Annotated in this window: 17 protein-coding genes; 13 read left to right on the top strand and 4 right to left on the bottom strand. The window is 39.3% G+C overall.

What is annotated here, in order from left to right; translation table 11 throughout:
• The first annotated feature begins 24 nt into the window (after positions 1 to 24).
• On the top strand, positions 25 to 426 hold the full coding sequence (locus tag ABWV72_RS19770; RefSeq protein ID WP_216047644.1) for a hypothetical protein: 402 nt from the start codon (positions 25 to 27) through the stop codon (positions 424 to 426).
• A gap of 185 nt (positions 427 to 611) precedes the next feature.
• Here ABWV72_RS19770 and ABWV72_RS19765 read toward each other — a convergent pair whose 3' ends face one another.
• Positions 612 to 2,402 carry a M61 family metallopeptidase gene (locus ABWV72_RS19765; RefSeq protein WP_353372634.1) on the bottom strand — a complete coding sequence of 597 codons (1,791 nt, stop codon included), beginning with the start codon at positions 2,400 to 2,402 and terminating at the stop codon, positions 612 to 614.
• A gap of 258 nt (positions 2,403 to 2,660) precedes the next feature.
• On the opposite strand from ABWV72_RS19765, the gene ABWV72_RS19760 reads away from it, so the two are divergent.
• The 6 genes from ABWV72_RS19760 to ABWV72_RS19735 all read left to right on the top strand — a co-directional run bounded on the left by ABWV72_RS19760 (position 2,661) and on the right by ABWV72_RS19735 (position 10,781).
• Entirely contained in the window at positions 2,661 to 3,341 is a 681-nt protein-coding gene (locus tag ABWV72_RS19760; protein WP_342808018.1) for a PilZ domain-containing protein, read from the top strand.
• 119 nt (positions 3,342 to 3,460) lie between these two features.
• Entirely contained in the window at positions 3,461 to 3,922 is a 462-nt protein-coding gene (locus ABWV72_RS19755) for an Mpo1 family 2-hydroxy fatty acid dioxygenase (RefSeq protein WP_353372631.1), read from the top strand.
• A 212-nt stretch (positions 3,923 to 4,134) separates the two neighbouring features.
• Entirely contained in the window at positions 4,135 to 5,220 is a 1,086-nt protein-coding gene (locus ABWV72_RS19750; RefSeq protein ID WP_216047648.1) for a sensor histidine kinase, read from the top strand.
• Complete coding sequence (locus ABWV72_RS19745) at positions 5,204 to 6,028, top strand: LytR/AlgR family response regulator transcription factor (protein ID WP_216047649.1); 825 nt, start codon at positions 5,204 to 5,206, stop codon at positions 6,026 to 6,028. Before ABWV72_RS19750 ends, ABWV72_RS19745 begins: the two co-directional genes overlap by 17 nt.
• Before the next feature lie 559 nt (positions 6,029 to 6,587).
• On the top strand, positions 6,588 to 9,686 hold the full coding sequence (locus ABWV72_RS19740; protein WP_353372628.1) for an efflux RND transporter permease subunit: 3,099 nt from the start codon (positions 6,588 to 6,590) through the stop codon (positions 9,684 to 9,686).
• A 27-nt stretch (positions 9,687 to 9,713) separates the two neighbouring features.
• Positions 9,714 to 10,781: an efflux RND transporter periplasmic adaptor subunit gene (locus tag ABWV72_RS19735; RefSeq protein ID WP_353372626.1), complete on the top strand. Its 1,068-nt coding sequence runs from the start codon at positions 9,714 to 9,716 to the stop codon at positions 10,779 to 10,781.
• A 32-nt stretch (positions 10,782 to 10,813) separates the two neighbouring features.
• On the opposite strand, the gene ABWV72_RS19730 is transcribed toward ABWV72_RS19735, so the two are convergent.
• Positions 10,814 to 11,812, bottom strand: coding sequence for a 6-phosphofructokinase (locus ABWV72_RS19730; protein WP_353372624.1), 999 nt, complete (start codon positions 11,810 to 11,812; stop codon positions 10,814 to 10,816).
• Between the two features lie 213 nt (positions 11,813 to 12,025).
• On the opposite strand from ABWV72_RS19730, the gene ABWV72_RS19725 reads away from it, so the two are divergent.
• The 3 genes from ABWV72_RS19725 (at position 12,026) to ABWV72_RS19715 (ending at position 16,232) form a co-directional block, all read left to right on the top strand.
• Positions 12,026 to 12,874 (top strand): DUF6279 family lipoprotein, encoded by an 849-nt coding sequence (locus ABWV72_RS19725; protein WP_353372622.1) that lies wholly within the window; start codon positions 12,026 to 12,028, stop codon positions 12,872 to 12,874.
• Between the two features lie 275 nt (positions 12,875 to 13,149).
• Positions 13,150 to 15,222 carry a TonB-dependent receptor gene (locus ABWV72_RS19720; RefSeq protein ID WP_353372620.1) on the top strand — a complete coding sequence of 691 codons (2,073 nt, stop codon included), beginning with the start codon at positions 13,150 to 13,152 and terminating at the stop codon, positions 15,220 to 15,222.
• Between the two features lie 86 nt (positions 15,223 to 15,308).
• Positions 15,309 to 16,232 carry a DMT family transporter gene (locus ABWV72_RS19715; RefSeq protein ID WP_216047661.1) on the top strand — a complete coding sequence of 308 codons (924 nt, stop codon included), beginning with the start codon at positions 15,309 to 15,311 and terminating at the stop codon, positions 16,230 to 16,232.
• A gap of 44 nt (positions 16,233 to 16,276) precedes the next feature.
• On the opposite strand, the gene ABWV72_RS19710 is transcribed toward ABWV72_RS19715, so the two are convergent.
• Entirely contained in the window at positions 16,277 to 17,284 is a 1,008-nt protein-coding gene (locus ABWV72_RS19710; RefSeq protein ID WP_216047662.1) for a LacI family DNA-binding transcriptional regulator, read from the bottom strand.
• 145 nt (positions 17,285 to 17,429) lie between these two features.
• Between ABWV72_RS19710 and ABWV72_RS19705 the strand changes: the two genes are divergently transcribed.
• The 3 genes from ABWV72_RS19705 to ABWV72_RS19695 all read left to right on the top strand — a co-directional run bounded on the left by ABWV72_RS19705 (position 17,430) and on the right by ABWV72_RS19695 (position 22,170).
• Positions 17,430 to 19,211 (top strand): sodium:solute symporter family transporter, encoded by a 1,782-nt coding sequence (locus ABWV72_RS19705; protein ID WP_216047663.1) that lies wholly within the window; start codon positions 17,430 to 17,432, stop codon positions 19,209 to 19,211.
• Between the two features lie 76 nt (positions 19,212 to 19,287).
• Entirely contained in the window at positions 19,288 to 21,351 is a 2,064-nt protein-coding gene (locus ABWV72_RS19700) for a DUF4962 domain-containing protein (RefSeq protein ID WP_353372617.1), read from the top strand.
• Between the two features lie 54 nt (positions 21,352 to 21,405).
• A complete protein-coding gene (locus tag ABWV72_RS19695) occupies positions 21,406 to 22,170 on the top strand; it encodes a 2,5-didehydro-3-deoxy-L-galactonate 5-reductase (protein WP_342808030.1) in 765 nt (254 codons plus the stop codon).
• A gap of 105 nt (positions 22,171 to 22,275) precedes the next feature.
• On the opposite strand, the gene ABWV72_RS19690 is transcribed toward ABWV72_RS19695, so the two are convergent.
• Entirely contained in the window at positions 22,276 to 22,581 is a 306-nt protein-coding gene (locus tag ABWV72_RS19690) for a hypothetical protein (protein WP_216047666.1), read from the bottom strand.
• Positions 22,582 to 22,778 lie beyond the last annotated feature (197 nt).

Here is a 22,778-nt window from a genome sequence, read left to right as displayed (position 1 = left end):
GAGTCATAAACAAAGGTTTCTGCAATGAAATACGATTTAGACATGAGTACGATTATCGGGATCAAACCCATGAAGGCGTCTGAAGTGGTGAAAATACATCAAGTATTGGACGGATTTGAACCAAACGGCGTTGCCTTTGAAGATGTATTAAAGCAAACGAAGATGGATCCCGTGCGGTTAAGAGAGTTATTAGATAAATATCATTTTTACTTCACTGAAGTAGGTGATTCATCTCGTTATATCGTTAATCGATATCACTACGATGAATCAGATCTAGATGAAGTTATCGACAGCATAGAAAGACGGAATGTACGATTCGCAATCGCTAAATTTACGCCATTTTTCTTAATTGGTCTGGTTTTGTGCAGTGCCACTATTGGTTTTATGCTTTCGGCAATTGTGAATAAAAATGGCGGTTATTGGTAATTCAATCTCAATTACGCGCATCTGCTGGGAACATTCGACCTAGCCAGGTTTAAATAAATGCCAATAGTTTAGAGTTGGCAGTTTTAAAGCCACTGGCAAGTGGCATAAAACGGTTTGTTAAGGTAATTCGAAGTTATGCCAATTGGTGTGTTTCTTTTTAAAACATGAGCCAAGCAACAACTGGCTTACTGAGCGTTTAACCATAAAGCCTGTTTTTGTAGATTTGAAGTCGTTAAGTAAATTGTATCTTTGGCTGCATTTTTAATCGGCATGTCAAACGTTTTAAGTTTGCCGTCACGGAACACGAATAATTTCACTGTTGGTTGCTCGCTATAATTTTCTAACGTGGTAAATACTGAATCTTTATTCACTTGCCATTGTTCAATGGCAATTAGGTTATCTTTGATCTGTAAACCGGCTAAATACGCAGGTGAACCTTCTAAAACTTGTAAAATAGAGATGCCCGTTGCTGCAGCTTCGAAGCTTGCGCCAAAATCTATAGAGAGGGTTTCATCTGCAGGCTTTCCGCCTTTATCATTTGCATCTTTTCTTGCTCTGTAGTGCATATCAACACCGAAATCTGCCAACAATTGCTCAGTAGGGAGAGGTGTTGTGGTATATAAAGCCGTTTCCAAAAATTCATCTAGATTGATGTTTAAATTTTGCTTTAAAATCGTTTGAATAGAGTCGTTTTGGGTACCAATATTGACGTAACCAAATTGCTGCCAAAGTAGTTTTAACAGGTCGAAAATTGTAAAACGATTGGCTGACTCTTTGCGTATTAACAAATCTAGGCATAGTGCTATTTCTGCACCTTTAGCGTAATAACTCACAATATTATTTGCGGCACTAGCATCTTGTTGATAAAAGCGAGTCCAAGCGTCATAACTCGACTCTGTAACCGTTTGTTTTAGATAACCAGGATTACGTTTGAGTCGGGTTAATGTTTGTCCAATAACTTCAAAGTAGCTAGGCACATCGATTAATTCACAGCGCAACAAGCTGAGATCATCAATGTAGCTGGTAAAACCTTCGTAAATCCATAGTTGTTCAGAATAGGTTTCTTTACTTAAATCTAAATCGATAAATTCCGCAGGCTTGGTTCGTTTAACGTGCCAAGTATGGAATAACTCGTGACTACATAAGCTTAAAAATGTGCGATAACCGTCGGGCATTTTATGTTGTTGTGCTTTGCTTGGAAGCTGATTGCGAGCGAATTGTAAAACAGTCGAATGACTATGCTCTAAACCTCCAAACCCAGATTGACAGAGTAAAGTTATGAATACATAACGATTAATTGGCGTGTTTTCGTTAAACAGTGCCAAATGATGCTCACATATTTTTGGCAAGTCGCGACAAATTCTATCGGTATCAACTTGATGAGAGCCGGTCAAAACAAATTCAAATTCAACCTCCTGCACCTTGAAATAAGTAATATCCAGTTCACCTATTATCACTGGATGATCAATCAGAGTTTGATAATTATCGGCACTAAATTTCTTGGTTAATTTGTTTGATTGGGTTTCCAACATTGCTGTTGCAACAGACCAAGTATCCAACTTTGTTGCAGGAAGGTTGATCTCAACGCTGCAAGGGCCAGAGTAGCCCTCTACTTCAAAGAAAACGCTGGTGCCGTTAAAAAAAGCATATTCATCGCATATATAGGCGCTTCTTACTGACAAATCAAAGGCATAGACAATACTCTCTATATGAATCTTGCTACTGCCAGCTTTTACTTTCCAAGTTTGTTTATCTAATTTTTCAATATCTAAACTGTTTTGATTATCGTCGTACGCTTTGAGAGATACTATATTTTTAGCAAAATCTCGGATCATGTAACTTCCAGGGATCCATGCCGGTAACTTTATCTTGATATCAACTTGATCAGCAAAGTTGATGGTTTGAATAATTTTGAATGTGTGCCCAGCAATGGAGTCAACAGTTACGGAATAATGTACTTGTTCAAATGTTTGCAAAGTTGTGCTCTATTATAGTTTTATTGATTTAATCAACCGCCAGATAAATCACTTATTAAGTGACGGGACGAGATATCTTTAGCATAACCGATAGCCTTTGTTGAGTTAAGTTAAAAGCAGTTAAAGCATTGATATTATTCTCAGTTATGACAGTTAAAAGTTGTAGAGTCAGAGTTTAAATGATAAAAAACATACAACTTGTAAGGATTAATGGTTTTGATGACAATCAAAAGGTAACTTTTAGGAGAGTTCGAAAAGGTGGCAATATTAAAGGACAAAGTAGGTTTAACGCGGGAGGATTTGCGTAAATTGCGTGCTATGCGACCCGGACTTTCTTTGGATCTTCAAGTTATGGCTGCTTCTGGGGTTAAAAGAATCAAGACTGAATTTGTTGGATTAGACGGCAGCCGCTGTTTAATTATTAAATTTCCTGATGAAGCTCGTTGGGGCAATTTACGGGATGTCATATATCCTGATAGTGTTTTAGTCGTGCGTTACATTCACGAAGAAGATGCCGGCGAAGTAGTCGCATTTAAAGTCAAGATTAATGTCATACTGAATAAACCAGGTAACTATATATTTACTTCGTTTCCGCTTTCACTTCAGTGTCATGCACTGAGAAGTGAGCAACGAGCCCAAGCCCACGTATTTGTGACTGTGGTAGAAACTGAATCTGATGTGATGTTATTTGATGGTCTAATAGTGGATTTGTCTTCAAGTGGCTGTCGCGTCTCAGTAGACCGTCAACTGGTGAAACAAAAATTGGCGCTAAAAACACACATCACCTTAGCGATTAAAAATCCAGACGGAAAAATATCCGAATTAACTGGTATAGTTATGAATCAAAAAGTCGATGAAACCCGTTTTTACTTAGGTGTTAAATTCGAGGCTTCAGAAAAAATTGTCGAAGGTTTGTTGCATCAACTGATGATAGCTTGACCTTTTACTGGGTGACATTATGGGCGTTGTCGTGGGGATAACTCCTAATTGAGTGGCATCACTATTAATAATAATAAAATTAAGATGTGCAGAGCTTTTGCTCCATTTACGAGGTATCTATGCGAAGAGTCGAAACGTTATTAAATGAATATGGCGAAAGTCATCAAAATAAAACAAATGTTTTAATCCACGGAATTGCCGTTCCGGCAATTTATTTTGTGACATTTGCATTAATTTGGTCTATTCCCACCCCTGAATTTTTAAATCATTTCGAAATCACATGGGCCCATGTGATTTCTATTCCTGTGCTTTGGTATTACTTTAAATTGTCTGGCCCAATTGGGGCTGCAATGACGTTGTTCACTATTTTATGTTTTGGCGGAATCCGGCTGTTAGCTTATTTGGATATTTCCGTATGGCAATTTAGCTTAGCGCTTTTTGTGGTGATGTGGATTTTGCAATTTGTAGGTCATAAAATCGAAGGAAAAAAACCATCCTTTCTTAAAGATATTCAGTTTTTATTAGTCGGTCCTGCTTGGTGGTGGGTACATTGGTTAAAACGTTTTAATATTCAATATTAAAACACCGATTTGAGACATTTAAAAAGCCAGTTGATTGAGGCGTTCAATCACAGGTATTTAGTCTTTAACTGAATATCGCAAGTTGAAAAACTGCGGAAGTTCGACGGATTACTTACTTTGCGACAAACACAACTATGGTTGGGATTAACAACGAGTTTTTGATTATCTGCAAGGGTATAATAAACGCTTAATCTGTTCACTTGAGATTTACTTTGATCAATTGGCAAAAACTGTTCGAAAATCGTGAGAGGCTATTCTGGACCCTGCATACCGGAGGGTGGGCTGGTTTCGCGATTGTTTATTATATTGGTTCATTCTTACATGATGTACGCGGAATATGGATTTTTGTCATTGCACTAAATGCAATGGCAGGGTGGTTGTTAACCATACCTTTGCGCTACATATACCGTTGGGCTCATCAACAAACTGCATGGAAAATGCTACTTACTGTAGCCGTCAGTGCTTATTTTATTGCCTTATTCTGGGCCGTTCTGAAAAATATTAATTATTGGGAAATTTATAAACACGGTTATCGACCTGAAGCTTGGTTTATGTATTTCACTAACACCATTAATTCATTGATCATGGTGGTATGTTGGAGTGGGTTGTATTTCGGGATTAAGAACTTCCAAATGCTGCAAAAAGAAAAGCAAAATGCACTCAAAGCGTCAACAATGGCCCACCAAGCACATTTGAAAATGCTCAGGTATCAATTGAATCCGCATTTTTTGTTTAACACTTTAAATGCGATCAGCACGTTAATTTTAATTAAAGACAATAAAACTGCTGAGGCAATGGTCAGCCGGTTAAGTGACTTTTTGCGTTATTCGCTAGATAAAGATCCGATTAAAAAGATTTCACTTAAGCATGAAATACAGGCCTTAGAGCTATATTTAGAGATAGAAAAAGTACGTTTTGATGATCGCTTAGACGTTGAATGGGATATCGCTGAAGATTGTAACCAAGCCTTGGTTCCCAGTTTAATTTTGCAACCAATCATCGAGAATGCGATTAAATATGCTATTTCTAAAATGGAAAAGGGCGGTAAAATAAAAGTTGTCGCTAAATCGTTTGGCCGCGATTTGATGCTCGAAGTAAGTGACAATGGCCCAGGTGCTAATATTGAAAATGGTCAATTAAATCGTAGCAATGGTGTTGGATTACCGAATATCCAAGAACGACTCAACTCATTGTATTCAAATAACTTTTCTTATGTCGTATCTCACAATCAGCCTACGGGTATAAAAGTGAGCATTCGAATTCCTTTTGAGGTGAATGAACATGACAACCAAAATTAAAGCGTTGATTGTAGATGACGAGCCATTAGCAAGAAAAGGCTTGGCAGTTAGGTTGCAAGAATTTGATAATATTGAAGTATTAGGGGAGTGCCAAAACGGCCTCGAAGCTGTTTCAGTGATACCTCAACTTCGTCCCGATTTGGTATTTTTGGATATCCAAATGCCAGGCTTAAACGGTTTTCAAGTGATCAATAAACTCAGAGAATTGCAGCAACCGGTTCCTATTATTGTGTTTGTTACCGCCTATGATAGTTACGCCATAAAAGCCTTTGATATTCATGCTTTAGATTATGTTTTAAAGCCTATCGATGAAAAACGCTTGCGGGTAGCAATCGAAAAAGTATCTGCGGTATTTGGACAAAATAGTGAAGGTGAACAAAAAGTTAAGTTAGCTAAACTCGTCGCTGAATTTACCGGAGACGATTGTGAAGATATTTTACAACGTCTGGCATCAGGCGAAACTATTGATAACAAGCGTTATCCTTCTATTTTAGCCATAAAAGACGGTTCCGAAGTGACGCGAGTTGCCGTTGACGATATTCAATGGATTGATGCAGCAGGGGACTATATGTGTGTCCATGCTTCTGATGGTACTCACATAATGCGCCGCACTATGAAGGAACTAGAGGAAGAATTGGATCCCAGAAAGTTTGTCAGGGCCCATCGTTCAGCAATCGTCAATATTCAATATGTCACTAAAATGGTCAGTCATGTTAGTGGTGAGTATCATCTCGTACTGAGTAATGACACTGAATTAAAAGTGAGTCGCAGTCATAGAGATAAAGTGAAGGAAATGATCAGGGTTTAATAACGACACTTTTTGCTTAATCTGCAGTTCTTTTGGTTTCAAACACAATTTATGTAGCGGCAGTTCGTTAAAGGACTTTTTATAAGTAATTGACTTTATCGTTAAGTGGCGTAGTAAAATGCGCACAGACTTGCTGCCTATGTTATTTTTAAAACTCTGCTCTGCCCAGAAATACGCTTAAACCTTTCCAAAAACATTAATAAATTTTAAACCACCGGTAAAAGATGATTTATATAGAATGTAGTGACAATCATTCAAAGGTTTGTCGCAATTCGTAAAGGGTAAAATATTTTGTCGGAAATTAACATTCACGACGCTATCGCAATTAGAAAAACACCTTTGGCTAAACTACTTTTACATATTTTTAAATCTATTCTAAACAATCATCGTTTAGTGAAGGCTTTTTTTACCCATTTACTGCTATTCATCGCACTGACAAGTAGCTCATTTTTAGCCTTGTTGTTGGTCGTATTTTTTCTGTTACTAACAGATTTAAACTTTTTACACTATCAAAGCGACTTATAGTTAACGGTACGTTAATTATGTAAAAGTTTTGTGTATGGACATAACCAGATCTGCGTTAAAAAACGCCTCAGGTGTCGCTATTTTAGTGGGTATTATCGCGTTCCTGGGACTTTATAGTCTATTTAAGTTACCGATTCAGTTATTCCCCGATATAGAACGGCCGACTATTTCCATCCAAACATTTTGGCGTGCAGCCTCTCCTCAAGAAATTGAGTCTGAGATACTAGAACCCCAAGAAGAGGTGTTGCAAGGTATTCCAGGATTACAAAATATGCGTGCATGGGCTAACCAGGGTAATGCTTGGATCAACTTGGAATTTGGTTTAGAAACTGACATGCAGCGTACTTTGATAGAAGTGATTAGCCGTATGAATCGCATTCCACCTTTACCTAGGGATGCACTGTCTCCAAATATAATGATGGGTGGCGGCGGTGGTGGGACTCCCGCACTTACTTATTTCTTCTTACAAAAACTTCCTGGAAATGAGCGTGAAATTTCACAATATGTAACTTATTTTGAAGATGTTATTCGACCTTCTCTTGAGTCCATCAATGGCGTGGCTAGAGTTCGCATGGAAAGTGGGGTAGGTGACAATGAAGAGTTCCAGATTGTATTTGATCCCTATTTAGCCGCCGAGTTAGGTGTGGATATTACCAATATTTCCAGAATTTTAGGATCGTCCAATGATGTTTCTGGTGGTTTTGTTGATGTTGGCAGACGTAAATATACCATTCGATTTAGAGGTAAATATTCACCATTAGAAATGGGCGATATGATTTTAGAGTGGCGGGATGGCAGTCCTATTAAGCTAAGCGATATTGCCGAAATAAAAATTCAACGAGCGCAAGCTTCAAATTTCAGTGTGCAAAATGGTAACCCTGCTATTTCAATTCGCATAGACAGGGAAAATGAAGCGAATGTCTTAGCCACTTTAGAAGCTGTGAAATTAAAAGTAGACGAACTGAATCAAACGGTTTTGATTGATGAAAAACTAACAATGGCACAATCATTTGATGCTTCTGTTTTTATCTACCGCGCAGTGAACTTAGTCACCAGTAACTTAGTTATTGGGATTTTGCTATCGATAGCTATTTTATGGTGGTTTATGGGACAAGTTCGCGGAACACTGATAGTTGCGTTAGCCATTCCTATATCACTACTCAGTACTTTTGTCGTTTTGCACTTAACTGGACGTTCGCTAAATGTTATTTCATTGGCAGGATTAGCATTTGCCGTTGGAATGGTGTTGGATGCAGCCATAGTGGTGTTAGAAAATATTGTTAGACACAAACAGAAAAATGAACACGCTGTAAAAACCGCTCAAAGAGCAACCAAAGAGGTCTTTGGCGCGCTGTTAGCATCTACCGCTACTACGGTCGCAATTTTTATTCCCGTTATTTTTTTGCAAGATGTAGAAGGCCAGTTGTTTGCCGACTTGGCGCTTACCATTGCCATTGCCGTGATAATTTCTTTTGTGGTTGCAGTTACTGTACTGCCTGTTGCTGCGAGCCGCTGGCTGCAGGTTGATTTACCACCAGATAGATTAACGAATGTGTGGGCTAAAATAACTGACAAAATCATGATGCTAAATGCAACGGCTAAGAAGCGCTATATAACCATTTGCTTACTAATGGTTGTACCAATCACGTTTACTTTAGTGTTGATGCCAAAATTAGATTATTTACCCCCAGTTAAGCGTGATGCCATTGATTCATTTTTTAACTTTCCGGCAGGGGCAAGTGACAATTTTATTCAACAAGAAGTGATGTCAATTGTGGTTGAGCGACTCAAACCTTATATGGCTGGTGAGAAAGAGCCCGCACTTAAAAATTACTACATTATTACCTGGCCGAATGGCGGAACATTGGGAATTCGAGCAAAAGACCAAAACAATGTCAGAGCGTTAGAGAGTTTAGTTAGAGACGAAATTTTGAAAGATCTGCCGGATACTGAGCCTTTTACAATGCAAGGCAACTTGTTCGGTGGTTTTGGTAATGGTAGAAGTATTGATATGCGCTTACAAGCAACTAACCATGAAGGGCTTACTGTTGCCGCTCAACATGGATTAGATCTACTTCGAGAAGCATTTCCTGATGCGAATGTACGAGCTAACCCAAGTCTTGAGCAAGCAGAGCCTGAGCTCCAGCTTTACCCTAACGATCACAGAATGATGGAAGTGGGAATGGATCGAACACGCGTTGCCAGCCTTGTGAGATCTATGGGGGATGGTATGTATGTAGGGGAGTATTTTGATGGTATCAAACGGATGAATATCATATTTAAATCCCAAGATTGGGGCAACCCTGAACAATTAGCCGTTACCCCAATCATCACGCCTAGCGGAGAGATGGTGCAGTTAGGAGAATTGGTCAATGTAGTGAGATCGGTTGGCCCAAGCCAAATTCAACGTGTTGATCGGCGCCGTACCTTAACGTTATCGGTTAATCCTCCTGAAGGTATGTCGCTCGAAGAAGCTATGGCAAAAATTAAACAGGATGTAGAACCTCAATTGATGGCAATGATGCCCTCTGACGGCGCGATTAATTATGGCGGAAGTGCGGATAGTTTAAATAAAGCAATCGCAACGATGAGTCAGAATTTTCTATTTGCAATGGCGCTACTCTTTGTATTGATGGCTGGACTATTTAAGTCGCTCATCGATAGCTTAATGGTGATTTTGAGTATTCCCTTGGCAACTGTGGGTGGCGTGATAGCGGTTCGATTGCTCAACATGATTAGCTTCCAACCTATGGATTTGCTCACTATGATTGGTTTTATTATTTTGCTTGGTCTGGTGGTGAATAATGCCATTTTGTTAGTTCATCAAACCCGTAATGGTGAGCGACAAGGCCTAGCTAGACAACAAGCTGTGCATCAGGCTTTGTTAATGCGTTTACGACCCATTTTTATGAGCACATTAACCAGTATATTTGGCATGCTGCCCTTATTGCTAATGCCTGGTGCTGGCAGTGTCATATACAGAGGCCTTGCTGCCGTTATCGTAGGGGGCATGTGTGTTAGTACAATATTTACATTATTACTATTACCAACATTGCTGTGTTTAAGGCAGGGCAGCCAAAGGCATTTAATCAATCCTAAAATGGCTAATGAACAGCCAATTGTCAGTCATTAACCAAACTCAATTTTATTGGAAAACAAAATGATAATAAAAAACAATAAAACGCTTTTGCTCTCGCTACTACTCACTTTTAGCGGTCACACATTGGCACAGCAAGATTCAGATACCTTAGTGGAAGTTGATGCGGTTTATAGCGAAATGATCTCACAACAAATTTGGGTACCGGGGACTGTGGTCAGTCGCAGTGACTCTAATATTGCCGCGGAAGTACCTGGACGAATTACCTGGATGGCCGAAGTGGGTGATTTAGTTGAGGTCGGAGAGGTGTTAGCGAAAGTAGATGATCATATGCTGAAACTCAATTTAGAGCAAAATCAAGCAAACGTTGCTAAGTGGGAGTCGCGAGTCGATCTTTTGAGTCGTAAACAACAACGGTTCAGTAGTATGGCGCAACAGGCGAATACATCTAAAGATCAACTTGATGAAATCGTGTCTGAACTAGAAGTTGCAAGACAGGAGTTAAATCAAGCTAAGGTCGATCAAAAATTAACCCAATATCGGATTACACAAAGTCAAATCAAAGCCCCCTTCAAAGCAATGGTGGTGGAACGAATCCAAAGCCCTGGTGAATATATCTCAACTGGGCAAACAGTACTTAGAGTGGTCGACACAGGCAATATTGAAGCATCTATTAAAGCACCGCTTTCAGCTGTTCCTTTTATCCAACAAGGTTTAGCGGTGAAGGTTGTTGTCGGAGAGTCTGAAAAATCACATCAAATTCGGGCCATTGTACCTGTTGGAAATGCCCGTTCGCGGATGATGGAAATTCGAGTTCAACTTACCCCTGATGAATATGCAATTGGTGGTGCGGTGCGTGTTGCATTGCCTCATAGTGAGTTTCATCAAGCATTGACTGTTCCAAGAGATGCGTTAGTTTTAAGAAAGTCAGGGGCGTTTGTGTATCAAATCGCCGGAGACAATGAAGTTAAACAAGTGGCAGTAACTGTAGGTATTGGTGTCGGAGAAAGGGTTGAAGTGTTTGGTGATCTTAACCATATTTCGCCAGTTGTTGTGCGTGGCGCAGAAAGACTAAAAGATGGTCAGAAAGTACGTTTTTCTGAGCAGTTGGAAGAGCTAGCCACATTGTGAAATATGGCTAAGTCGAACACGGCGATTATCAGTTAAGGTCGCTTTAATATGTCGAATAGATCCTGTTGAATTTTAACTAAATAAGGATCTAATGGTTTTTTCTGTTGCCAACTCGTCTCTAATTCACTGCATACCAACTGTTGATTAATTTCGCCCACCATTACGCCTGTCTTGCCTTCCAGTGCCATTTCAACCGCAAAAGCCCCGAGTTTGGTAGCTAGAACTCGATCCTGTGACACTGGAGAGCCCCCTCGTTGTACGTAACCGAGAATCACTGGGCGACATTCTATTTGGGTTTTTTGGCTCAGTATCTCAGCTAACTTTGTTACCCCCTCTGGCCACAAGTTTTCTGCTATTACGACAATATAACTGCTATTCCCTCTGCGCTTTTTCACCGCTTCGATATGGGCAATAAGGTTTTCTAGTTCATCCTCACAACTGCGGGATATTTCTGGCAGCATAATATGATCAGCGGCAGAGGCGATGGCGGCATTTAAACCGATAAAACCGGCGTGACGTCCCATCACTTCGATGAGAAAAATCCGTTCAAAGGCATCGGCTGTGTCTCTAACTTTATCGATGGAGTCTAAGGCCGTTTCGATTGCGGTGTAATAGCCTATAGTGGCGTCTGTCCCATCTACATCATTGTCTATAGTGCCAGGTAATCCTATTACTTGACCTGACCAATGTTTGGCAAGATGCTTTGCTCCGCGAAAGGAGCCATCACCACCAATTACCAATAAGGTTTCAATTCCAAGCGCATCCAAATTTTTTGCTGCCGTTTTAGCAGAATCATTGGATTTAAAGCTTAAACACCTTGCGCTGTTTAAAATCGTGCCGCCTCGTTGAATGATATTTAATACATTTTTGGCTCTTAGGTTTAAATATTCTTGCTCTAATAACCCATTGTATCCATGACGATAGCCGTAAACCTCTAGTCCATAACGTAGACTGGTGAGAACAATTGCACGGATACAAGCATTCATGCCGGGTGCATCACCGCCTGAAGTGAGAAGCGCGATTTTACGCATGTATAATACCCCTTAGCTGACTTAATAATTTAAACCTTTGCTAAACATAGCCTTTTTATTGAAAACTATAAAGATTTAGCAGAGCAGGTGTCATAAGTGACATAGTTATTAAAACTGTAAGAATTGATGTTTCACTATTGCCTCACTGTCACTAGTAAGCAATGATGCAAATAAGAATAAAGATACTTAGTACTACTTGAGATTATACTTACTATGTTTAAACGTTTATTTTTCACTTTTTGCTTAGCGGCAGTGTTATTACTCACTGGTTGTACTTCAAAATTCGCATATAACAATATTGATTGGTTGTTGTATTGGTACGTGGATGATTATGTTGATCTAGATAAGTCTCAGAAGCAAATGTTAGACGCAAAAGTAGAAAAGTGGTTGCTTTGGCATCGGCAGGATGAGCTTTTGCGCTATCGGCAACATTTAGAAGATTTAAAAACAGACATACAAAATGGCGTTTTAAGTTCTCAGCAGTGGTTAACTCATTTCGACCGAGGAAGTGCCCATTGGAAGCGCTTTAGAGGTGAAATTAGCCCTGAGTTATCAGAATTGTCGTTGCACTTAAATGACCAACAAATCGATGACATGTTCGCTGCATTGGAAAAAGATAATCTGAAACAAGAGAAAAAGCGCAACAAAATGTCTAAGCAGCAGCGCATAGAAGACTCTATAGAAAATACTCAAGAGCAAATTAAAGAGTGGCTAGGCAAGTTGTCGAATCCTCAGAAAGTGCTAATAAGTGAATATGTCAGTGATTTTAAGCCTACTTTTGAATACTGGATGTCATATCGACGGGAAATTCAGAAGGTTACAAAAACCTTAATGTTATCTCGACATCAAGTTGATGACTATGCGAGTAAATTGAATCAGTTGATGCAAAATCCAGATCAATTTAAAAGCTCCGAATATCTGCAAGCAAACGAATATAATCGAATCAAATATGCCAATTTGTTAAATGCCTTAAATATGACCTTAACTGAAAAACAAAAGAAACATATGAAAAATAAATTAAATGATTTAATCGAAGATATTGATGATCTAATTCAAGATTAGAGTGTTAATTTTTTGAAAGTAAAATGTGTTTATTTTAATCCTTAGGTCGTGTTTTTACTGCTTTGAGTAATCTTTTTGCTTATTTTTCAAATGTATACAGTTGTTAAATAAGCGGTGAAATTTCATACCCTTGATTGATTTTCTTCTTAACTTACTGGTTAGCCAGTTTCTTATAAAGTTCTTGATGTTGCAGATATAATGTTATATTAGTATGACAATACATCTATATACCTATCCAAAACCATCCACTAAAACATAACAACGGGAACTCAAAAATGAGAGTGTACAATAATAAAAAATCTAATTTTACGGGGCGTAAATTGCTGTTGGCTTCGTCAATTATCTTTGCATGCCAAACGCTTCATGCTCAGGAATTAGAACGGATCACAGTAAGTGCCCAATACAAAGAAGAAGATTTACAGACAGTTCCCATTGCGATTACGGCATTGAATGAAGAAGAAATCGAATTGCGTAATATGACTGACGCGCTTTCGATTGGTGAAGCTGTACCTAATATTTACATTGCTAAAAATGTTGGTTCAGCAAGTGGTATGAAAGTATTCCTTCGAGGTATCGGAGAAGACGAATCTCGTGTGGGGGTTGATCCTGCGGTAGGTATTTATGTGGATGGTGTTTATATTGGTCGTCAGACTGGGGCATTGTTAGATTTAGCGGATATTGAATCTATAGAAGTATTGCGTGGCCCTCAAGGAACACTATATGGTCGAAACTCCAATGGTGGTGCAATCAGAGTCACCACTAAACAACCGAGTATTTCAGATCGAACTATTTTAAAAATGTCATTGGGTTCAGATCAATTAACCGATGGTTATTTAATGGTCAACAAAGGTCTAACAGACAAGCTAGCCGGTCAAGTGTCAGTATTCAGTAAAAGTCGTCGTGGATTCATAAAAAACACAGATAACGGCGAATACCTAGGTGATGTAGACAAACTAGGGGCGCGTGTAGCGCTTGCTTACTATGGCGATGTTTGGGATTTATCTTGGTCAGCAGATTTCATGAGAGATAACTCAGAACCTGGTTACTCTTCGTTAGTGCTAGACGATGATGGTGATATATTCACCATTAATCAAGCTGAGTTTCCAACAAGTGGGTTAGTTAATGGTGAAACAGAGTTGGGTGAATATTATAATCACTTATATCAAAGCGGCACCAGTTTTAAAGCACACCGTACTTTTGGCAATGAAATTTCGTTTGATTCAATCACCTCTTACAGACGTTTAGATCAAAGAATGTTAACCATTGTAACTTTGCCTTTCTTTCAAGATGTTCATCAAAACCAGATGAGTCAAGAATTTAGATTTGCTAAAGACGCTGAAGATTACAGTTGGGTTACAGGTGTTTATTTATTCCGCGAAGAAGCCGATCAGTATACTGAATTTGTTTTCGGTGGTGCAGATATCGACTTGTTAACTGAATCGGCTGGTTTGTTTGGTCAATATACATATAACGTATCTGACAAGTTACATGTGACTGGTGGTGTTCGTTATACGTGGGAACAAAAAGATTTTGATGCCGCACCAACTGCAGATTATTGGAGTTCACTTGGTCAAGAAAATGCTGGGCTACAAAGTGATCAATGGGGTAAATTCTCATGGAAAGGGGTAGTTTCATACGATGTAAATGACGATATGATGACTTACGCATCGATAACCACTGGTTTCAAATCAGGTGGTTGGTCACCAGATAGTTTTGACCCAGTACAAGAAGAGTCGGTAATTACTTATGAAATGGGTATGAAAAGCGATTTATCTAAATCTTTCCGTTTAAACGTAACCGCTTTTTTCAACGATTATACCGATTTACAAACCAGTGGTTCAACCGCTAATGGCTTTACCCGAATTAATGCGGGTGACGTAGAAACTTACGGTATTGAAACCAATATTACATGGCAAGCTACGGAAGATTTAACCATAGATGCATTTGTTGGATTGTTAGAAGCTAAGTATGTTTCACTTACTGAAGAAGCAACATTCTTTGTTGAAGAAGACTTTGATTTAAAACAAGCGCCACCAGTTAGTTATGGTGTTAACTTCAACTATGTTAAAGAAGTAGGTGATGGTCAACTAATTTACAATGTGCAATATGCGTATACAGATGATCAGTATAACGATTTAGCTACAACTGAACTTATTAAGCGCGAAGCAACGGACATTTTAAATGCGCGAGTAGCTTACAAGTGGGGTACAGACATAGAGTACAATGTTGCATTATGGGCTAAAAACGCACTGGACGAAGAGTTCGCTGCATCAGGCACTACCGGTAATTTAGCCATATATCCTGGTGACCCTAGAACCTTCGGAATAGACTTTTCAATAAACTATTAATAATTAGAATTAAACTGTAAATTTCCATAATAATACGGTTAAATAGTGAAATTGAAACTCGAAGAATAGCCAACGGTAATAAAATTATGAGAATTAGGTTAAACGGATTTTTCCTAGCTCTAATTACGGCTGTTCTTTGGGGTGTTCTACCGGTTTTCCTGCAAATATGTCTACAAGCTTTGGATAGTATGACGATCACATGGATTCGTTTTTTATTCGCCGGGCTTGTGGTTTTTGTCTTTCTACTTAGTACAAATGCGTTACCGAGCATATGGAAACAAGTGCCTAGAGCACAATTTATTTTAATAGTCGCTGCATTAGCGCTGGTTGTTAACTATGTTTCTAATGTAAAAAGTCTAGATTATGTAAATCCCGAAACGGTTCAAGTGGTGATGCAAATAGCTCCTATTTTATTGATGTTAGGGGGCATCGTTTTTTTCAAAGAACGACTTAATCGACTTGAAATCACCGGAGCGATAATTTTATTTTTGGGTTTGGGTTTATTTTTTAGTCCCAAGTTAGATTTACTCTTTTCATCTATCAATTCTTATAATTCAGGCATCATGTTGGTTGTACTAGCCGCGGTAACTTGGGTCGCCTATGCTCTGATGCAAAAAGTCTTGTTACGCTCATTTACTGCCAAGCAATTAACCTTACTGATTTATTTAATTGGTATTCTTGCGCTTACTCCTTTTATCCACTTATCGGCCATCACGGATTTAAATCAGCTGCAATACTACGCTTTGCTATTCTGTTGTTTGAATACTGTAATTGCCTACGGCTGTTTCACCGAAGCATTGAATATTTGGAGTGCAGCAAAAGTGAGCGCAGTGATTGCAACAGGGCCATTGTTTACATTTTTGAGTGTGGTGATCGCTCAACAACTTCTGCCTGAGCAATTTAGCTTAATTGAGCTAGATAGTTATGTCATTTTTGGGGCTATTTGTGTTGTATGCGGTTCCATGACAACGGCTTTAGCAAAACGTAAAGTTGTAAAACCAGTTGTTTAACTAAGGGTTTTGACTAAACAGTATTAGTCGAATTAATTCGAACTCTAAATCTGTTTACAGGACAACCTTTTAATCAACGAGCAGGGGATCATTATCTTCTCTGACGATGGCTCTTTATTGTTGATGTTGTTCAACAATAACTTAGTCGCTTGTCGACCTATTTCATAAGGATTTTGAGTAATTACTGTGATGGGGACTTTAAAGAAGTCGGCCATAGGAATGTCATCAAAACCTAAAATCGACACGTCATCGGGAATAGATATATTTTCGGCATTCAACGCAGTTAATATATCTGTGGTAATCGCCAGATGTTGAGTGAAAAACACTGTTGGTGGATTATCTGCATCTAGTAAGCTGGTGGGGGAGTGTTCAAATCCAGTTTCACGGCGCCAATACTGAATGAGTTGTTCATCGAGTGGAATACCATGTTTTTGCAGCGCATCAGAATATCCTAAATAACGATCTTTTCGTGATTTAACATGTTTAAAATCTTGAGTGACAAAACAAATTCGCTTATGGCCTAATTGTATTAGGTACTCAGTTGCCTCAAAAGCCGCTTTTCGATAATCAGATATAATGATATTTTTTTCATTACCATCATGTTCAAGTTGAAAATGCACGATCGGTAAGCCACCGTCACTGTATCTATTGATTAAATCAGTATTCTTTCCCGACGAAGCGATAATAATGCCATCAACCCGCAGTTGGTATAATGTCTCTAATGATTTCGCTTCAACTTTTGGATCTACGTCAGTGTTATAAATTAATAAATTGTACTCACTGGTTTTACAAAAATCGTCAATTCCTCGAATGGTACGGCTCGTATAGAAACCTGTTATGTCCCTAACTATCACCCCAATGGTTTTTGTCTTATTCATTTTCAGGCTACGAGCAATAGGGTTAGGCACATAATCCAATTCGCTAACGGCTATTTTTATCCGTTCCTTTGTCTTTTCAGACATGTAGTCGAAACGGCCATTTAAGTACTGAGAGACAGTACTATTTGACACCCCAGCTCGTTCAGCCACATCAATGAGTTTAGTTTTTGCCATTTAAATATTTCTTGAAAGGTTCTGATTAGTCGAATATTGACATTCTGCAACAATATGTTAACTTAATCAACTAAACCGTTTTAGTAAAACGTTTTTGTTTTTGTATCCTATTGATAATATTAGGCAATCTAACAAGAGGCAAAATGTGGAAATTTCTAATATTGAATACTTAGTCATCATTGGCTATTTAGCGTTGATTGTTATCGTTGGTTTTGTTTTTAAAAAATTCTCAGCTAATACCGATGACTATTTTAAAGGCGGTTGTAAGGGCACCTGGTGGCTTGTTGGTAGCAGTGCCTTCATGAGTGCTTTTAGTGCGTGGACCTTTACCGGTGCTGCTGGCATTGCTTACGAATCAGGATTTTCTGCGATGTTTATCTTCTTCGGTAACGTGCTGGGGTTCTTCGTAAACTTTTTGTTTATGGGCCCTTGGTTACGGCAAATGAGAGTGACAACATTTCCTGAGGCCATTGCCAGTCGCTTTGGTGAAACAACCCGTGATTTTTACGCCTATTATGAAGTGCCTATTCGTATTTTGTATTCTGCTATGGCGCTGTATGGACTTGGCATTTTTTGTTCCGCAGTGTTTGGTTATGACATCAACTATGTGATTGTAGTCTGCGGTGTCGTTGTACTGCTTTATTCTGCTACCGGCGGACGTTGGGCTGTGATGGCCACTGACTTTCTGCAAGGATTAATCCTCGTTCCTTTAACTTTAATCGTTGCTTGGTTGTGTTTGGACGCCCTAGGTGGAATCAACAATTTGTTTGCTGAGATTGAGGCGCAAGGTTTAACCGAAGAATACAGTATGGTCAATTCTGCGACCTTATTTGGAGGGGCTTATACTTGGGGCTGGGCGAGCGCAATGATGGCCAAACAATTCATCGTTTTCAATTCCATGAATGCAGCACCAAGATACTTTTCGGTAAAAGATGGGCGAGAAGCGCGCAAAGCCGCTTTGTTCTGCTCAATATTAATGTTGTTAGGTAGCTTAATTTGGTTTTTACCCCCAATCACCGCACGACTTTTATACCCTGAACTTGTTATGGCATTTGATATAGCTAAGCCCGCTGAAGCGAGTTATGCGGTTGCCAGTATCAGCTTATTACCTGTGGGGCTAGTAGGGTTGATCGTGGTCGCTATTTTAGCGGCAACTATGAGCTCAATGGATACTGGCTTAAATACCAACGTGGCGATTTTGATAAAAGATATTTATCCCAAGGTCTCACGCAAATTACGCTGGCAATCTAAAGGCGAATCAGAGCTTTTAAATTATGGCCGCACCTTAACTTGGGTTATGGGGTTCTTAATTGTACTTTTGGCGCTTTATTTTGCCCAACAAGATGGTTCTGGGATATTCGAAATCATGTTGCAAGTGGGCACGTTGTTGTCAATGCCAATTACGATTCCACTATTATTGGGCATGTTTATACGGCAAACACCTTGGTGGGCAGCGCTTTTATCTATCGCCTGTGCGTTGCTATTTTCTTGTTTAGCTTTCTTCGAAGTTCCTTTGAGCTACTTAGGGTTTTCGCAGTCTTATAGCGATGCCTTTGAATGGAATTTTCAACAACAATTTTTTGGTGTGTTAGGTACAGGCACATTTGGCTTTTTGGTATCTATGCTATTTGCACCAGCTTCGAATTCCGCCCATCGGAAAATGGTAGATAGGTTCTTTAAAAATATGAAAACCCCCATCGATTTTGAAAAGGAAATAGGTGAGGGGAATGATCTTAGCCAATTAACCGCTATTGGCCAGTTTGGCGCGGCAGTAACAGGATTCATCGCCTTAATGTTGATAATTCCTAATCCGATAGAAGGCAGAATAGCGATACTGGTACTTGCGCTAATAATAGGAGCAATCAGTGTCTTAATGCTAAAAGCCGGTAAGCCGCCCGCAGCCGAGATTAAATCAGTAGCACCGTAATTCAAATTATGGCACTCATTTACTCTAAGAATTGCAATTTATTAACGATTATGACTTTTGAATACAGGGATTAACCATGAACTACTTACTTATTAACGACCAACTTGAAGTGCTTAAAGCGGAGCTTAAAACCACCCGCAAAGAGCATTTAACTCGGCTTATTGAGCAGTGTCGTTTATATGAAGACGAAGTGCTCTCAAAAGAGCATCCACATACTAGTATTACTTATATGGGGATGGCCGCGGCAAATTTAAGTTTGGCATATCTACTCACTGAACAAGAACATTATTTGATTGAGGCTAAACGCTGGATCTTTACCGCAGTTGATTATGACGTTTGGGGGTATGGGTTTCTGGTGGACGTTGATCTCAGTGCTTCATGGATGCTATTTGGTTTAGGCTTATCTTACGACTGGCTCAAAGATCATCTCACGGACGATGAACGCACTAAGTTTCTAAATAAATTGATCCTGCAAGGCAATAAAATTTTTGACTATGGACAACAAAACCTCGGACATTGCTGGTCTACTAATTATTGGCAGAACCATAATTGGATAAATTATTCTGGCCTGTTAACCACCGCTTATGCGATTCGCTCTGAACATGAGGGCGCACAGGTATGGATTGACGAAATTAAAGATAACTTTGACAAAGTATTTGATTATTTGCCTGAGGATGGTTCCAACTACGAAGGCACCGGGTATTGGCGCTTTGCGATGAATTTCTTTTTAGTTGCTGCAGACTTGATTCGTAAAGATGGTGGTACTGATCATTTTAAAACTGGCTTTATGCAGAATACGTTTGATTATCGACTTTATCAGTCTGCACCGAATTGGGAAGAGAACATTAACTTTGCGGATGTACACGATAAACGCAGCTCTCATTCAATTTGTGCATACTACAAGATAGCATCTGAGTATAACAACGGTCAGGCACAGTGGCTAGGGGAGATGGTTCGCACCAAATTCCTGTTTAGAGAAGCCTATCAAAGTAAAATTTTTCCAGGTATCTTGCCAGAAGCCTTTCTTGAGTTAATTTGGTATAACCCTGAAATACAACAGCAATCCCCGGAGAATTTACCCCTCACCAAATATTTTCCTGATCTTGGCTTAGTGGTAATGCGTTCAAGTTGGGATACAGATGCGACTCATTTATCATTTAAATGCAGTCCTGCTGGTGGCCACAAACAATGGAAGATGAGCTGGGAGCTGGATAAAAAGAACGATTGGAAAACCCGCAGTCTTACTCATTATCACGTAGACTTTAATCAATTTATCCTTGTTCATAAAGGCGCATCACTGGTCATCGACGAAGGCTATAACCGAACTTCTAAAGCGGAAATTCATAATTTGGTTACCGTTGATGGTACCGGCTGTGTTGGTGAGAAAATATGGGACGAGGGAGACTTAAGTGATCCCGTACTATTTGACCTAAACTGCAAAGGTATTCATAACGTATGGCGCGATGTTCCTGAAAGTGCGGTCGCCCAAGTTGAGGCATTCTCTAATCAAGATGGTTATTGCTATGTGGTTGGCGAATCAAGTCGTATGTACTATCCAGAAATGCAGTTAACCCGTAATGCTAGGCATATTATTAATAGTGAATGTGGCTATTTTATCTTGTTAGATGAATTGGAAAGTCATTTAGAGCATACTTATACTTGGCGCATCCATTCTGAAAAATATGCTAAAAAAATAAGTCAAAATCAGTTTGAAATTGTTAATGGTAACGGCGCACTTAATGTATTTACCGCGTTTCCTGAAGCGAGGCAAACGAAAATAGATGAAACCTTAGTTGAAGAGATAATGACCCCGCAACGGCCAGATGATATTCGTCGGATTAGTTTAAAAACACTGTTAATTGAAAATCCTGAAAAAACGAAAAATACTTACTTCCTCAATGTTTTTCAGCCTAAAGAAGCAATTCAATCACAAAAGAGCAAGGATATTTCGGTTCAATCCCTTAAAGGTGAGAATTGCATAGGTGTTGAAATTAGCTCACCGCAGTTCACTGAAACCTTCTTATATTCCAGTGAAAATAAAATCGAGTATGGTGATATTAATGCTCAATCGAAATGGATATCCATCTTGCGCGATAAGGCCGGAAAAATCGTTAAAACAACAAGTTACGATGGTGTTTGAGCAAAATCTCTGGAAAGTATTACCTGTGATTACACTTATTATTAGGAATAGAAAATGTTAGATAAATTTAGTTTAGAAGGAAAAGTCGCTTTAGTTACCGGCTGCAAACGTGGGATAGGTAAAGCAATCGCATTGGGTTTTGCGGCTGCTGGGGCAGACATTATTGGCGTTTCAGCGAGCTTAGAATTACAAGGCTCGGAAGTAGAAAAGGAAGTAAATGGCCTTGGTAAAAAGTTTAAAGGTTACCAATGTGATTTTTCTGACCGCAAAGCTTTGTATGCATTCATTCAGGAGGTCAAAGCAGATTTTCCTAAAATAGATATATTAGTTAATAATGCGGGCACCATATTGCGCGCACCGGCCGCTGAGCATAGTGATGAACTTTGGGATAAAGTCATAGATGTTAATTTAAATTCGCAATTCATTCTAAGCCGAGAAATTGGAAAAGAGATGGTTGCCCGTGGTAAAGGCAAAATTATCTTTACTGCATCACTATTGACCTATCAAGGTGGAATTACGGTTCCCGGTTATGCTGCCAGTAAAGGTGCAATTGGACAATTAGTAAAAGCCTTGTCGAATGAGTGGGCAGGCAAAGGTGTTAACGTCAATGCCATTGCGCCAGGTTATGTCGATACCGATAATACCGAGGCTCTGCGCAACGATGCTGTGCGAGCAGCAAGCATATTAGAACGCATTCCACAGGGCCGTTGGGGAACGCCTGAGGACTTCGAAGGACCTGCGGTATTCTTAGCGTCAGATGCCTCTAGTTATGTGAATGGCTCAATATTATTAGTCGATGGGGGATGGATGGGAAGGTAACTACTATTCCTAGCTAGCGCTACTCACAAATGAGCTAAATTGCCGGTCTATCTAACTTACCATCGCGTTGTTAGATAGATTTGGCAGATAGTCAACTAATCCTAATTAGTTCTGTTTGGGTTTCTGACCAATCGGTGTTTCGTTTTTCTTACAAATAGTATCGAATTCATCTCGGTAATACCGCAAATTTACGCATGCTTCTTCGTACTGGATTTTAGCGGTAAGTGCTTGTTGGGGATAATCCGTTTTAAGCATAGTCTTACGTAATCTTTCGCATTCTTGATGCTGTTGTTTGACTTCTAATACTTCTTCACAAGGATTATCGTTACTCACACAGGCTGATAGTGAAACGAAACAAACACATGTTCCTACTGTTTTAATCATTTTTTGAATGGCATGGGAATTAAGCATGGGGTTCTCTCAGCTGATTGAATTCAATCAGAAACTTCACGATAACTAACCATAACCGAGTGGCGTACAAAAAGCTATCGAATAAAAAACTTACCTTTATTAGACAACATAGTCGAACTGCGAATCGTAGCTTCTCGTCCAGCCCCTTCAGGGATTATTTTATATTGAGTTTAGATTTGAACGGATGTCGTTCAAAC

The organism is Aliiglaciecola sp. NS0011-25, assembly GCF_040370605.1.
Taxonomy (GTDB): domain Bacteria; phylum Pseudomonadota; class Gammaproteobacteria; order Enterobacterales; family Alteromonadaceae; genus Aliiglaciecola; species Aliiglaciecola lipolytica_A.
This window is presented reverse-complemented; position numbering and strand designations above follow the sequence as displayed.

Bases quoted from the DNA above. Each gene is read 5' to 3' on its own strand.
- ABWV72_RS19770 (WP_216047644.1), top strand. From the start codon at position 25: ATGAAATACGATTTAGACATGAGTACGATTATCGGGATCAAACCCATG.
- ABWV72_RS19755 (WP_353372631.1), top strand. From the start codon at position 3,461: ATGCGAAGAGTCGAAACGTTATTAAATGAATATGGCGAAAGTCATCAA.
- ABWV72_RS19745 (WP_216047649.1), top strand. From the start codon at position 5,204: ATGACAACCAAAATTAAAGCGTTGATTGTAGATGACGAGCCATTAGCA.
- ABWV72_RS19740 (WP_353372628.1), top strand. From the start codon at position 6,588: ATGGACATAACCAGATCTGCGTTAAAAAACGCCTCAGGTGTCGCTATT.
- ABWV72_RS19735 (WP_353372626.1), top strand. From the start codon at position 9,714: ATGATAATAAAAAACAATAAAACGCTTTTGCTCTCGCTACTACTCACT.
- ABWV72_RS19730 (WP_353372624.1), bottom strand. From the start codon at position 11,812: ATGCGTAAAATCGCGCTTCTCACTTCAGGCGGTGATGCACCCGGCATG.
- ABWV72_RS19725 (WP_353372622.1), top strand. From the start codon at position 12,026: ATGTTTAAACGTTTATTTTTCACTTTTTGCTTAGCGGCAGTGTTATTA.
- ABWV72_RS19720 (WP_353372620.1), top strand. From the start codon at position 13,150: ATGAGAGTGTACAATAATAAAAAATCTAATTTTACGGGGCGTAAATTG.
- ABWV72_RS19715 (WP_216047661.1), top strand. From the start codon at position 15,309: ATGAGAATTAGGTTAAACGGATTTTTCCTAGCTCTAATTACGGCTGTT.
- ABWV72_RS19710 (WP_216047662.1), bottom strand. From the start codon at position 17,284: ATGGCAAAAACTAAACTCATTGATGTGGCTGAACGAGCTGGGGTGTCA.
- ABWV72_RS19700 (WP_353372617.1), top strand. From the start codon at position 19,288: ATGAACTACTTACTTATTAACGACCAACTTGAAGTGCTTAAAGCGGAG.
- ABWV72_RS19695 (WP_342808030.1), top strand. From the start codon at position 21,406: ATGTTAGATAAATTTAGTTTAGAAGGAAAAGTCGCTTTAGTTACCGGC.
- ABWV72_RS19690 (WP_216047666.1), bottom strand. From the start codon at position 22,581: ATGCTTAATTCCCATGCCATTCAAAAAATGATTAAAACAGTAGGAACA.